The sequence below is a fragment of the Bacillus cereus genome (assembly GCF_002561295.1).
GTDB classification, from domain to species: domain Bacteria; phylum Bacillota; class Bacilli; order Bacillales; family Bacillaceae_G; genus Bacillus_A; species Bacillus_A cereus_S.
Genome location: NZ_NTUG01000055.1, coordinates 1 through 13,617 on the forward strand (window position 1 = coordinate 1; position 13,617 = coordinate 13,617).

Here is a 13,617-nt window from a genome sequence, read left to right on the forward strand (position 1 = left end):
AAATTCTTGGTCCATTTTTTATCCCACATTAACGGGGAATTAGCACTTGGGGTGCCAGAGGACACGGTTATGAAAGATTATATGTTAAGCAATGAATATCGAAAAGCTTTAAATGAAAAGACAATAGGTGCATTACAAGCTCAGGTGAAAGATCCTAATAGTCTAGAAATTTTGAAATCAATGTTTGAAGTTCGTGAAGAATACTTGGGAGCTGCTTTACAAGAAATAAAAGAAAAATATGGATCTATTGATCAATATTTAGAGAAAGAGCTAGGAGTAACAAAAGAAAAGCGTAAACAAATGCAAGATATGTTATTAGAAAAATAAAAGAAAAATATGTCTAGTGAATAATGTGTGGAATAACAAACTGGGAGAAAGTATATGACGTATGCTTTCTCCTATTTTTTATTCAAATCAGTGATTTAAAAGAGGGAGGGTATATAGAAGATCTTCTGTAGTCATATCTCCAATTTGTCTATATTATATATTACATATGTGGTAGATTTGAAAATTCAGAAATAATATAATGTTATCTGGTTTATAGAGGTAAAAATGTCGTAAAATGGTTGCAAGGGGAAGGGGGACAAAAATAGATGCTTAAGTGGATACTCATTATGTTAATGGTTGTGGCTCTTATAGTTGTCGGAACGATAGTAGTTGGGAAAAACGGGGATGAAAATTATAGTAAGGCGACGAAGGGAAATATTACGAGACTTACAATGATTTATCTTTTGTTAGCGGTTGTACTAGTTGTTGGCTTAGCGATATATATTTATTTTAATGGATAAGGATATGTATGTGGAAGCGGCGATACAAAATTTCATAGCAGTGAGCCTCATACCATATAACAGAATACATGCGTTTTGAATTTTTGAAAATCCAAAAATACAAGTATGCTATAATAGAAATATAGTTTATTGGTAATTGAGGAAAGGATTGGATAATATGATTGAAATTGTGAATGTTTCGAAGAGTTATAATGGTTCGTCCTATGCTGTGAAAGATTTAAGTTTAACAGTACCAAGTGGAGAAATTTTTGGGTTTTTAGGGCCGAATGGTGCCGGGAAATCAACAACAATTAAGATGGTAACGGGTATACATGCGATAGATAAAGGAACAATTTCGATTAATGGAAAAGATGTGACAAAAGATGCTTTAGAAGCAAAGAAAACATTTGGTTATGTGCCAGATAGTCCAGATATGTTTTTGCGTTTAAAAGGAATAGAATATTTGAATTTTATGGCTGATATGTACGAGGTTCCGAATGAAATTAGACAGGAGAAAATTCAATCGTTGACTAAGAGGTTTGATCTTTATAATGCTTTATCGGATCAAATTCAAAGTTATTCACACGGAATGAGACAGAAGATTATTATTATTGGTGTACTGCTGCACGATCCGGATGTATGGATTTTAGATGAACCGATGACAGGACTTGACCCAAAGTCAGCGTTTATTTTAAAGCAGATGATGAGAGAACATGCAGATAAAGGAAAGACAGTATTTTTCTCAACACACGTGCTTGAAGTAGCTGAGAAATTATGTGATCGAGTTGCGATTATTAATAAGGGGAATTTGCAGTTCCAAGGTAATTTAAATGAAATGAGAGATCATTTTAAATCCAATGAATCACTGGAGAAAATGTTCTTGGAGATGACTGGAAATGAATAAAATTTGGACATTAACAAAAGTATTATTGAAATTAAATTATGCAGATATCATAACAGATAAAAAGAAACGGTGGGCGTATGCCTTTTCATTTTTGGCATTATTATTCGCTGGTTTTATCATTATCGGTCCAATGACATATGGTATGTACGCAGCAATGGAGTCAATCGGACAAGAGAAATCGATCATTGGAATGGGGTTAGCTGTTGCGAGTATATGGGTGTTTGTCATTAGTATTACGAACATTTTAACGGTATTTTATTATAATAATGATGTTGAAACTTTATTACCTTTACCACTACAACCGTCACAAATTATTACGGCGAAGTTTATTACGGTATTAATTACACAGTATATAATGGGATCTTTTATTTTATTGCCAATTTTTATTGTATACGGTGTGCAAAGTGGTGCGTTTATTTCGTACTATTTGTATGTAGCATTCATTTACGTATTTTTCCCAATTGTTCCGTTAGTACTTGCGTCACTTCTAATGACAGTTATTATGCGTTATACAAATATAGCTAAAAATAAAGATCGTAGTAATATATTTATTGGAATATTAACCTTATTATTTATTGTAGGTATTAATGTATTTATTCAATGGCGAAACAAAAGTGCCGTATCAGAAGATATGATGGCAAATTATTTTGCTGATAATCAATCCTCTTTGTTCGTTCAGATGACAAATTATTTCCCGACAACGTATTTTGGTGCGATGGGGTTAATAGAAAGTGCTTCTTGGAAAGGGATTATATATGTTGTCGTATTCGCGGCCATTTCTTTAGCATTTTTCGGATTATTTTTCTATGTTGCGCAGCGTACGTATTTAAAAGGGGTTATCGGCCTATCAACGAGTACAGCGAAGAAAGAAGCGATCTCGGTAGAGAACTTAAAAAAATCGACTGTACAAAGCTCGCATATAAAAGCTTATGTGAAAAAAGAGTTTAAAATTTTATTTCGAACGCCTCAGTTTTTCATCAATTGTATTGTGCAAACTTTTGTTATGCCAATTATGCTGTTCTTTATTCTTTTTGTACAAGATGGAAATTTAAAATGGTTAACGACATTCGTAAAAGATCCAGATTGGTCAGGTTTAGCTCTTGGCATCGGATTTTGCGGAGGACTATTTTTAATGGGTAGCAATGTCATTGCGACGACATCCTTTTCCCGAGATGGAAGTTCATGGTTTGTGAATCGCTATTTACCAGTAAAGGCATCAGATATATTTTTTGCAAAAGTATTTACAGCATGGTTTATAAACATAGCAATTTTAGGTGTTTTTGGACTTGTTTTAATTATTGTAGCTGGAGTGTCTCCGCTTTTTATACTGTTATGGTTTTTACTAAGTGCCAATGGGTTATGGTTAACCAATTTAATCGGGGTACGTTGGGACGCTCAAACGGCAGATATACACTGGGATTCTGAGCAAAAGTTGTTTAAAAGTAGATATACAACGCTATGGAATTTCCTTGCTAATATTGCGATGGATCTAGTAATCGTAGCTGGAGTGTGTGGATTATACTTTTTCTTAGAAGTTGGTATGTGGGGAATGTTCTTCATTCTATCGATTGCGTTTATCATTGTAAATGTAATCGTAACACGTAGTTTACAATTAGGAGCAGAGCGTATTCTTGCAAATATTAAATAAACATAATAAATCCTCTGCACACATGCAGGGGATTTATTTGAGTAAATAGGAGGGGGAAAGAAGTGACGAAAATAGCGATTGTTACAGGAGCAACACGTTTAAATGGAATTGGAGCAGCGATTTGTAGGGCGCTTGCCCAAAAAGGTATTGATATTTTTTTCACGTATTGGCCGAGATATGATAAGGCAATGCCATGGAGCATGAATGATGAAGAACCGTTTTTATTGAAACAAGAAATTGAAAATTATGGTGTTCGTTGTGAAATGGCTGAGGTGAACTTATCGCAATCCTATGCTCCTAACCGATTATTATATATGGTATCAGAGCGTTTAGGCGATCCATCTATTCTCATTAACAATGCTGCGTATTCCGTAGATACAAATGTTGAAGAATTAGATGTAGAACAACTAGATAAGCATTATACAGTAAATGTCCGTGCTACGATGCTATTAAGTACATTATTTATTAAAAACTATACATGTGAAACGGGAGGAAGCATTGTCAATCTTACATCAGGGCAATCGCTAGGACCAATGCCAAATGAACTCGCTTATATCGCAACAAAAGGAGCCATTGAAGCTTTTACGAAATCAGTGGCACCCGTTGCGATGAAAAAGGGGATTAATGTAAATGCTGTCGATCCTGGACCGACTCAGACAGGATGGATGACAGAAGAAGTTCAAGCGTATTTAGTGAACAAGTTTCCAACTGGAAGAATAGGAGAGCCTGTGGATGTAGCACGCCTCATACAGTTTTTAGTAAGCAAAGAAGCGAAATGGGTAACAGGACAAGTTATTCATTCAAATGGTGGGTTTTATGATTGACTTGCGTTTATAAAAAATTGCACTGATATCCCCCTTTAGATAATCTAAAGGGGGATGTTTATAGTGAAAAGGTGATTAAGGGACTGCTGAGTGACAATTAGTTGTTTCGTTAAGGGGCAGATTGTGGAAGGCTGGATTTACTAAAGTATATATTGTATTGTAGTTTGAATTCACAGAATTATTTAAACGGTTTACTATGAAACAAATGTTTGTATATAATTAGACCATTATGAGTCATAACAATAAGGGGGAACTAACATGACAAAGAGCACTAACAAGGAGTTGTCACTAGAACAACGTGAAGAATTATTCGAAGTATTGAAAGCGCGTTTTGAGAAAAATATGAATCGCCATGAAAATCTTGAATGGGCTAAAGTCCAAGCAAAGCTGGATGCTAATACTGAAAAACTGTGGTCGCTCAATGAGATGGAAAGAACTGGTGGTGAACCAGATGTTGTTGAGCACGATAAAGAGAAGGACGAATACGTTTTCTATGATTGTTCAGCGGAAAGCCCTAAAGGTCGCAGAAGTGTTTGTTACGATCTTGAAGCGCTCGAGTCAAGAAAAAAACATAAACCAGAAAATAACGCTATTGATATGGCAACTGACATGGGCATTGAACTATTAACAGAAGAACAATATCGGGCATTGCAGAAATTGGGAGATTTCGATATGAAAACGTCGAGTTGGGTACAAACACCATCTGATATTAGAGAACGCGGTGGTGCCCTGTTTTGCGATTATCGCTTCGGACACGTCTTCGTGTATCACAATGGAGCAGAATCTTACTATGCTGCCAGAGGTTTTCGTGGCGCGTTAAGAGTCTAAATTTGATCACCTAAGGAAAAGTTTTAACTTTATTCTTCAACTATCGAGCACGATTGTGGAGCAAAAGAGAGTGGAAATGGTCAAGCTTTTTTCTACAAGGGATAAATGATTATATAAGTGTAACCTCCTATGTTTTCATCATAGGGGGTTCTTTTTGATTTTTACTATACGAAGCAATATGAAGTTTTGAGAATCCCTTAGCGCATAAAACTTAAAAGGTACATCCTAGCCGTTATTAAATAGAGGAATAAGCAAAAAAAGCCGCATTTGCGACTCATGAACTTATAGAACTAACGCATGCTGTAGTTAAATTGCTTACCGTTTAATCGCATCGACAATTAGCGATGGAAAACCAAGCTTATCTCCTTGATTTCTAGAATCATACCTTTTTGAACGGAAAATAACACCATCGTTCGCATCCCATTCGTTGTAATAAAATTGCCCATTTTCATCACAATATTCAAGTAAAACAACTTCAAATCCAGCAGTTTCAAACATTTTAGTTAATGTTTTATAATTATGAACGATTTTATGGCTTGCAGCTGGATGGTCTTTAGGTCCAGGTCCCCCTACTTTAACTATATTTTGATAGGTTTCATCTGGGAAAAAAGCATCAGGGACGCCACAACGAATATGACCTGATGGTTTTAAAAATTTATAACAAATATTAGCTGCTTTTACACCTTCTTCAAAAGTAAGATGTTCCCATACATGCTCAGCTAAAATAGCTGAAATAGAATTATATTTAAACCTTTCTTCCCAGGCCGTTTCAACTAATAAGTTAAGTTCATCTTCCTGAGTTTGAATCCAACCTGGATTATTGTTAAATGCTCCAGCTCCAACTACTACTTTGATGTCGTCTTGTTTTGTTACCATCACTTTCACCTCATAAGAATTTCAACTCATTCATATTTTCTATGTTTACTATAAGATTTCCTTCTTATGGGATTTTCAAATAGTTGCATTATGAATAAACTATAAATATATTATGTAAACAAACAAGTTGAGAAATAAAATGAAATGGTAAATATTTTGTGAATGTATTTGTGTAGGTAAGATAAATAGATTGTCAAAAAATGAAGTTTCTTAAAAAAATCAATCCTACTCGCCGTTCTTTACTAGAGGATAGGTGCTGTATAAAGTAGAAAAGGCTCGGATTTTACATTTAGATATATAGTTGTTGTTGTATCAAGGTGAAAATTGCTGTCGGAAAGATGATAGATTGAACCAAAAGGAATTTTTATAGAGAAATAGAATCGTAAGAGGGAGGATAAAATTGTAAATATTAGGAGGCTTTTTATGAAAATGAAAAAGGTATCAATTGCATCGTTAGCAATTGGAGCAATGCTCTCCGTTACAGCTTGTAGTCCCTCAGCAGAAAAAGATCAAGCGAAAAAGGAACAAACGAACGTGCAAGAAGAAGCGACGACAACGAATACGGAGGAAACTTCTACAAAGAAAAACGATGAGAAGGAAACGAACACATCTACTAATGAGAAAACAGAAAAAGATCAAAAGAACTCCAAAGAATCGTCTGGAACAGAGAATAATGCTAAAACAACTGAAAAAGAAACAAGTACAAAAACAACAGACCAGTCTACTAGTGAGAAAACTAAAACGAAAGATTCAAATAAAAACGTGACTGTGAAAACAAATGTGAAAGCAGTCACGCAGCTTATTGACAGTCTAGATAAACAATTAGCCGCCAATCCTAAGTTAGATACAGTGAATAAACTTGGAAAGCAAATAAATGAGAAATGGGATGTAATCGAAAAGGAGTTAGAAGCGAATCATCCAACTGATTATAAAACAATTGGACAAAGTATGTATCCTTTAATTGTAGCAACTGAAAAAGAAAAAATAGATGTGAAACGAATAAAATCTTTAACAACAAAAACGAAACAAGATTTAAATCAGTTATTAAACAAACTTTGAGGAAAAAATAGAATGTTTTATGGAAAAGGAGAAACAATATGGGTTTCTTCTTTTATTTGTGTCTATTGTAGCTGGAATTTTCATACGATACATATACATAATATAAAAATACTAGTTTTAAAGCGATGGAGGAGGCACATATGACCGATAATATAAATCGTATGTTCCCGTGTACTTGGTATGCTGTCTGTTTTTCAAAGGATGTTATAGATAAACCGATAAAGAGAAAGATAGTAGGAAAAGACTTAGTTTTATTTCGTAATGAGAATCACAACATACAAGCGGTACATGCATATTGCCCGCACCGCGGGGCAGATTTATCTCTTGGGTCAATTAGAAAAGGGAGAGTAACATGTGCATACCATGGATGGGAGTTTGACGGAGGAGGTACTTGTGTATGCATTCCATCGCAGCCTTCGAAACAGATACCAAAATTTGCGCATACGAAGTCTTATCCAGTAATGGAAAAGGCTGGATTGATTTGGGTTTATCCAGAGTGTGAGATAAGTAAGGAGGAGTTGCCGATATTAGAAATATTTGAAGAAGTAGAAGATATAAATTTTGTATTTTCACCATATCAAGCGAAGTGGAATGCTCATTTTACAAGAGTTGTAGAGAGTGTACTAGATGTGGTTCATTTAAGTTTTGTGCATAAGAATACAATTGGGAAAGGCTCAAACCCTGAGTTAGAGGAATTGCAAATTGAAGGTGATTTAGATTCATTTTCCTTAAAAAATGGTGAAGCCTATTTATGTTATAAGTTTCCTCAACAATGGTTGTTAAAGCCATTAGAGGGGAAAAACAAGAAGTTTATAAATTTTGTTACTTTTACACCAGTAGATGAAGAAGAAACGCTTATATTTGGATTAGCAGGTAGAAATTTTGCGAAAAAAATGCCGTTGCTACATACAATTTTTAGTCGGTATAGTTTGAAAGTGTTAAAAGAAGATCAGTTGGTAGTAGAAAGTCAGCACCCAAGACCAATTCCAGAAGCTTTAAAAATGGAAGCACATGTATACGCAGATGCAGCGCAAATTAAGTTTAGGCAGAGGTGGTTTCAATTTTTAACAAGTGAAGAACGAACGTGCTATTTAGATTGATAAAATAAGAATACTATAAATTTGTTATGTAAACTTATTTTGTGATGATAGCTAAAAGATTATTTATAAAAAAATAGTTCACCTTTTAGTAAGGCGTTCTCTTTTAAGGTATCTGCATTGGAAAAAGCATATAGAAAAACAAATACGAAAAGCAGTGGGTTTCACAAATGAAATCACACTGCTTTTCGTATTGCGTTGAAGAGTGAACCATTGTTCTATTTATTCGTGCTATTCGTATGATATTAATAAAAAGAACAAATTGGAGGAAGATAAATGAAAGCAATTGTGTACACAAAGTACGGTTCCCCCGACGTTCTTCAACTGAAAGAGGTAGAGAAACCTGTTCCTAAGAACAATGAAATACTGGTCAAAATAAAAGCGACAACTGTAACAGCAGGAGATATTCGGTTACGGAGTTTTACGGTTCCTCGTTCTGTTTGGTTACCTGCTCGAATCACACTTGGTTTTAGTCAACCTAAAAAACAAATATTAGGAATCGAGTTAGCTGGAGAAATTGAATCAGTAGGGCAAGAGGTCAAGCGGTTTAAGGAAGGGGACCAAGTTTTTGCGGCTACCCAAATGGGTTTTGGTGCTTATGCCGAGTATATTTGTCTGCCTGAAGATGGAGCAGTCTCTATTAAGCCCTCTAATATAACCTATGAGGAAGCTGCCGCTATTCCAATTGGAGCATGTACAGCCCTATTTTTTCTTAGAAAAGCTAACGTTCAGAGCGGTCAAAATATTCTTGTATATGGAGCTTCTGGAAGTGTAGGAAGTTATGCAGTACAGATTTCAAAGTATTTTGGAGCAAAAGTTACAGGGATTTGCAGTAACAAAAATGTAGAATTGGTAAAATCTCTGGGAGCCGACAAGGTAATCGATTACACTACAAAAGATTTCTCTACTACAGATGAGACTTATGATGTTATTTTTGAAGCGGTAAACAAGAGCTCGTTTTCAGACTGTATCAAGTTGTTAAAGAAGGATGGTACCTATATAAATGTCGTTGAACCGTTACCAAGTGTGCGAATGCTATGGACTAAAGTAACAAGCAGCAAGAAGCTAATATTAGGTCGGAATTCATCTGAAACTTCCGAAGCATTAGACTTTCTTAAAGAACTTGTTGAGACAGGGAAGGTAAAAGCGGTCATTGACAGGTGCTATGCATTGGAGGAGATTGTGGAAGCCCATAGATATGTTGAGAAAGGACACAAGAAGGGAAATGTCGTTATAAATGTAGAATCTCACAACAAATCATAATACATGAAGGATGTGTCGCTTTCAAATAAAGTTACGGTGTTTATAAAAAAGCGTGATGTTTTGCTCCTTTGGATCAGTTTATCTAAAGGGGTGTTTTTATAAGAAAACTTGAACTGCAAGGCAAATGAAGGAACTGTTGAGTAGCAATAAAGTTACTCAACTAAAGGGCCAGTTTGCGAAGGATTTTAACAGAATTTTTTAGAGTTATGATTTAAAAAAGGTTTTGAAATTTTTTGGTGAAAATTAAATGTTAAATCTATAAAAGATGGAGGTTGTTGTGATGTTGAAACTGTTTCAATATAACTGGCAAGTTCGTGAGGATTGGTTTACATTGTGCGAAGACATACCGGATGAAGAACTATTAAAGAAACGGATCGGTGGGTTCGGCGGTATCCTACATACCCTATTTCACATTGTAGATGTGGAATATATGTGGATCTTAGGTTTGCGAGGTGAACCAGTGCCTGAGGAGCCATTGTTTGAAGCTTATGCTAGCTTACAAAAAGTGAAAAACCTTTCAGCTCAATACCATGAGAAAGTGAAACCGTTTGTGACATCTTGGACAAATGAAATGGATTCTCGGAAACTTTTAGAAACTGATTTCAATGAAGAACCGATTAGCTCTAGAGACGCACCAATCAGGCGCCGAGTCATTGAATGTACACACGGAGAGATTATACGTCATGTCATTGTCCACGAAATCCACCATATCGGCCAGTTATCTATATGGGCACGTGAAATAGGAAAGGAGCCTGTTTCCGCAAATCTGAGAGGAAGAGGGCTATTTGATCATTAGACTGCCTTTGCCAATTTCACAAACGGGCGCGTTTATTTAGTTTTCTTGTATATTAAGTCATTTGATAGAATATGGTACCATTAAGTTCTTTTTTAAAGTGAAATCGTTCTTTTAAAAAGCTCCCTAAATTTCTCCCTATCTTCTGATGTAAATGGTTTGGGTCCCTTTGTACGCTTTCCACTTTTTCGAGCCATTGCACTCAAATAACGTGTTTGTAATAATTGATCAATGTTTTCATTCGTATAGCTATATCCCTTATGGTGAAGAACCGTACACCCTTTTGCTAAACCTAGCGAAGCAAGACCATAATCTTGCGTAACGATTATATCTCCTTTTTCTGCTAACTTCATAATCCGATAATCCGCAGCATCTGCTCCAGAATCAACATAAATCGTTTCCACTCCTGATGGTTGTTTCGCATTAGAAAAATGAGAGAAGCTAGTAACAAGGGTAATAGGAATTTTAGCATTCGTACCTTCAGAGATAATAATATCTTTTACCGGACAAGCATCTGCATCAACATAAATTTTCATCTTTACCACTCCCATAAATAAGTTCGAGTTGATGATAATGGCAGATTTAGTTTTTGTCAAACGAAGATGCTTTACCTAAAATTATTAAAAAAATAGATATTCTATTAAAGGGCGCTTTAATTGAGAAAGGATAACAAAAATTATCAACCTTTTTTATAAAAGGATGATTCAATTGAATATAGAAAAAGCGTGTTTTGATTAATCTTTTTTATTTTCCTCTTTTATCAAGGGTTATTAAGTCAATTTAATCGAACTTTATTCCAAGGCTACAGTACAACTAACTTGGAGGTTAGAGAAGGGTTTCATGAAACTAAAATAGAATTTCACACTAATACTTTTAGATGATTTATTGGATAGAGTCTCTTTATTTTATTAGTACTAAGATCAATAAAAATACGAGGTGTCCAAACATGAGTTTTTATTTTAAAGAATGTAAACAAAGTGATATTGGGGATTTAATTCAAAGATATGTTAGTACATTAAGTTCTCCTATTGATTCCGTTTTAGAGGAGCACATTCTCAATTCCGTATTTTATACAATCAGTTACAACTCTGAAGTTGCAGGTTATTATGCCATACAGAGTAACCAGTACCTAACTCAATTTTACTTAAATTTATCATACTACAACAAATCCCAAGAGATTTTTGACAATGTTCTTAAGGATCATTCAATTCGGTCAATACTGGTTCCAACATGTGATGAACTTTTTTTAAGTTTGGTATTAGATCATGATTATAAGATCGAAAAACAAGCTTACTTTTTCCAAGATAACAAAGTGGAAATCCCAAAGGAAGCATTATTTAAAGATGGGGAATTCAGAGCTGCGGTGCCTAGCGATGCTACAAAAATAACTGAGTTATGTCAGGACTTCCTTGATAAAGTGGAGGAACGTATTGAAAATAGGGAAATATTCACCTACACCAAAGGAAGTATTCTGCTTGGAATAGGGATTATAGAAACAAGTAAGTTACTTGATAGATATGGAAATATGGGCATGTTTACAAATGAACAATACAGAAAAAAAGGAATAGGCAGAACGATAATTCATCATTTAAAGAAATGGTGTTATGACAATAATCTAAATCCGATTTGCGGTTGTTGGTATTATAATACTCCCTCGAAACAAACGTTAGAAAGTGCTGGTATGGCCTCTAAAACAAGATTATTAAATATCCAAGTCCTATAGATTTTTAAATGAATGAATGTATAGCTAATCTTGAGTTATTCAAGAATCGGGCGCTATCCTAGTACAAAAGGATAAGAGCTCGTTTTTCATTTTAGGGCCATTTAACGGAATAACGAGGGAGAATTAAAAAGAGCGCCGAAATAGAAAAGGTATAATTAAAAAGGAGTGTGACTGATATGTCTCATGCTAAGGATGTTTTGGTCGATCAGTTGTTAGCAAATGCGAACGACCCTAGCTTTTACATTCCGTTTTCGGAATCAGTAGCAAACTTGTCAGAGGAAGAAGCGTTTTGGAAACCCAACGATGAAAGTAACAGTATCGCTGAAATTGTACAACATCTACTTTACTGGAATGAGACATGGCAAAAGAGGTACGAAAAATCTCATGTGAATGCTGTTGCACCAATAGGTGATAATAAAAAAAGCTTTATTGTTACGGAAAATAAAAGATTTGTTGACTTAAAAGAGTGCCTTCTAAAGGTTCTGCTTCAGTGGCAAGATCTACTAACTAAAGAAAAGGTAGAAAGTGAAGTGAATGGTTTCCCAAAGGCTGCAAAATGGTGGGGGATACTAGGAAATATATCCACGCATAACGCTTACCATATTGGACAAATTGTTTACATCCGAAAACAACTACAAAAAGGCTGGAAAACTAATATTAAATGAGAAAATGAGACAACTTACATTCCTTGCTCAGTAATCGGGCGCATTTCTTTAATAAGGAATGCGTCTTTCTTCATGAAAAGTGCCATTTTGTTGAAGAAGGATATCTCCAATTTTTAACGAATACAGGGTTATAGATAAGCAAAAGTGGTGAGATAAATAGGAAAAAAATTTAATTTCTTTTTGGACAATAAAACGGAAAAATATATAATTAACAGGCTTCGGAGCGTGGGTTGTGTTTTCGCAGAAGATGAGACCCGGTTACTTATCTCAGAGGCACAAACTCCAGAGGACCTAAAGAAAATGGTGGAAATGCGAGCCGATGGTTTACCTCTTGAATATGTTGTTGGATACGCAGAGTTCTGTAGTTTGCGGATAGAAGTGGATCGAGGCGTTTTCGTGCCTCGCCAACGTACCGAATTTCTTGTTCACCAGGCAGAAACCCTGTCATGTTCTGGTGATATCGTCGTTGACCTATGTTGCGGGTCAGGTGCTGTGGGTGTTGCACTGGCGGCAGCTTTAGGGCGAGTTGAATTGTATTCTGTTGACATTGACCCTGTCGCAGTACGATGTGCTGGCCGCAACGTAACGGATTTCGGTGGCCATGTTTTTGAAGGTGACTTGTATAAAGCTCTGCCTCGCTCACTTAGAGGCCATGTCAACATCCTAGTTGCGAACGTACCTTACGTTCCTACCAAGGCAATCAAGCTGCTCCCACAGGAGGCTCGCCTACATGAACCAAAGGTGGCGCTTGACGGAGGAGAGGATGGACTTGACATTCAGCGAAGAGTAGCAGCAGAAGCATTTCTTTGGCTAGCACCGGGAGGCCATCTTTTGATAGAGACGAGCGAAATGCAGGCACCTCAGACCTTTGAAATCTTTTCTGGTGCTGGGCTTACCACGAAAGTGGCTAGAGATGAGGAACTGGACGCTACTGTCATTATCGGATCGAATTCTGGTTTTTAGAGTAAATAAGTACTTAGCCTTAATCACAAATGAAATGATAATTACTTATCACTATACTAATAAACAAAAAATCCTTATTCAATTAAAGGGCGCTTTAATTGAATATAGAAAAAGAGTGTTTTGAACAAAAGATTTGTCAAGTCCTAAATTAAAAAAGATAGATAAAATTAAAGGACATAACATATTTTACATGACTAATATGTTATG

The 13,617-nt window shown here is 35.6% G+C and carries 15 protein-coding genes; 13 read left to right on the forward strand and 2 right to left on the reverse strand.

What is annotated here, in order from left to right:
* From CN373_RS23615 to CN373_RS23640, 6 genes are all read left to right on the forward strand, one after another.
* On the forward strand, positions 1–327 hold a 327-nt coding region (locus CN373_RS23615), incomplete at its 5' end, for a tyrosine-protein phosphatase (RefSeq protein WP_111901916.1).
* Between the two features lie 266 nt (positions 328–593).
* Entirely contained in the window at positions 594–788 is a 195-nt protein-coding gene (locus CN373_RS23620; RefSeq protein WP_000922256.1) for a hypothetical protein, read from the forward strand.
* Between the two features lie 157 nt (positions 789–945).
* Entirely contained in the window at positions 946–1,671 is a 726-nt protein-coding gene (locus tag CN373_RS23625) for an ABC transporter ATP-binding protein (protein ID WP_000570274.1), read from the forward strand.
* Entirely contained in the window at positions 1,664–3,319 is a 1,656-nt protein-coding gene (locus CN373_RS23630) for a putative ABC transporter permease subunit (RefSeq protein WP_001033996.1), read from the forward strand. The genes CN373_RS23625 and CN373_RS23630 overlap by 8 nt, the downstream gene beginning before the upstream one ends.
* A gap of 62 nt (positions 3,320–3,381) precedes the next feature.
* On the forward strand, positions 3,382–4,143 hold the full coding sequence (locus CN373_RS23635) for an SDR family oxidoreductase (protein ID WP_000160916.1): 762 nt from the start codon (positions 3,382–3,384) through the stop codon (positions 4,141–4,143).
* 258 nt (positions 4,144–4,401) lie between these two features.
* Positions 4,402–4,971 (forward strand): DUF4256 domain-containing protein, encoded by a 570-nt coding sequence (locus CN373_RS23640; protein WP_000167516.1) that lies wholly within the window; start codon positions 4,402–4,404, stop codon positions 4,969–4,971.
* Positions 4,972–5,286: 315 nt separating this feature from the next.
* Here the strand turns inward: CN373_RS23640 and CN373_RS23645 are convergent, their stop codons facing one another.
* Entirely contained in the window at positions 5,287–5,847 is a 561-nt protein-coding gene (locus CN373_RS23645) for a class I SAM-dependent methyltransferase (protein WP_000256766.1), read from the reverse strand.
* A 423-nt stretch (positions 5,848–6,270) separates the two neighbouring features.
* Between CN373_RS23645 and CN373_RS23650 the strand changes: the two genes are divergently transcribed.
* From CN373_RS23650 to CN373_RS23665, 4 genes are all read left to right on the forward strand, one after another.
* The gene (locus tag CN373_RS23650) at positions 6,271–6,906 is read left to right on the forward strand and encodes a hypothetical protein (RefSeq protein WP_000782569.1); all 636 of its coding nucleotides are present in this window, start codon (positions 6,271–6,273) and stop codon (positions 6,904–6,906) included.
* Positions 6,907–7,046: 140 nt separating this feature from the next.
* Positions 7,047–8,006 carry an aromatic ring-hydroxylating oxygenase subunit alpha gene (locus tag CN373_RS23655; RefSeq protein WP_000131523.1) on the forward strand — a complete coding sequence of 320 codons (960 nt, stop codon included), beginning with the start codon at positions 7,047–7,049 and terminating at the stop codon, positions 8,004–8,006.
* A gap of 273 nt (positions 8,007–8,279) precedes the next feature.
* Complete coding sequence (locus tag CN373_RS23660) at positions 8,280–9,266, forward strand: NAD(P)-dependent alcohol dehydrogenase (RefSeq protein ID WP_000644667.1); 987 nt, start codon at positions 8,280–8,282, stop codon at positions 9,264–9,266.
* 280 nt (positions 9,267–9,546) lie between these two features.
* Positions 9,547–10,062, forward strand: a complete 516-nt coding sequence (locus CN373_RS23665) for a DinB family protein (RefSeq protein WP_000915562.1) — start codon at positions 9,547–9,549, stop codon at positions 10,060–10,062.
* Between the two features lie 92 nt (positions 10,063–10,154).
* On the opposite strand, the gene CN373_RS23670 is transcribed toward CN373_RS23665, so the two are convergent.
* On the reverse strand, positions 10,155–10,595 hold the full coding sequence (locus CN373_RS23670; protein ID WP_000708742.1) for a YaiI/YqxD family protein: 441 nt from the start codon (positions 10,593–10,595) through the stop codon (positions 10,155–10,157).
* Positions 10,596–11,005: 410 nt separating this feature from the next.
* Here CN373_RS23670 and CN373_RS23675 point away from each other — a divergent pair, with 410 nt between their 5' ends.
* The 3 genes from CN373_RS23675 (at position 11,006) to CN373_RS23685 (ending at position 13,410) form a co-directional block, all read left to right on the forward strand.
* Positions 11,006–11,782 (forward strand): GNAT family N-acetyltransferase, encoded by a 777-nt coding sequence (locus tag CN373_RS23675; RefSeq protein ID WP_000011691.1) that lies wholly within the window; start codon positions 11,006–11,008, stop codon positions 11,780–11,782.
* A 176-nt stretch (positions 11,783–11,958) separates the two neighbouring features.
* Positions 11,959–12,447, forward strand: coding sequence for a DinB family protein (locus CN373_RS23680; RefSeq protein WP_000017532.1), 489 nt, complete (start codon positions 11,959–11,961; stop codon positions 12,445–12,447).
* Between the two features lie 180 nt (positions 12,448–12,627).
* On the forward strand, positions 12,628–13,410 hold the full coding sequence (locus CN373_RS23685; RefSeq protein ID WP_000369201.1) for a putative protein N(5)-glutamine methyltransferase: 783 nt from the start codon (positions 12,628–12,630) through the stop codon (positions 13,408–13,410).
* The last annotated feature ends 207 nt before the right edge of the window (positions 13,411–13,617 follow it).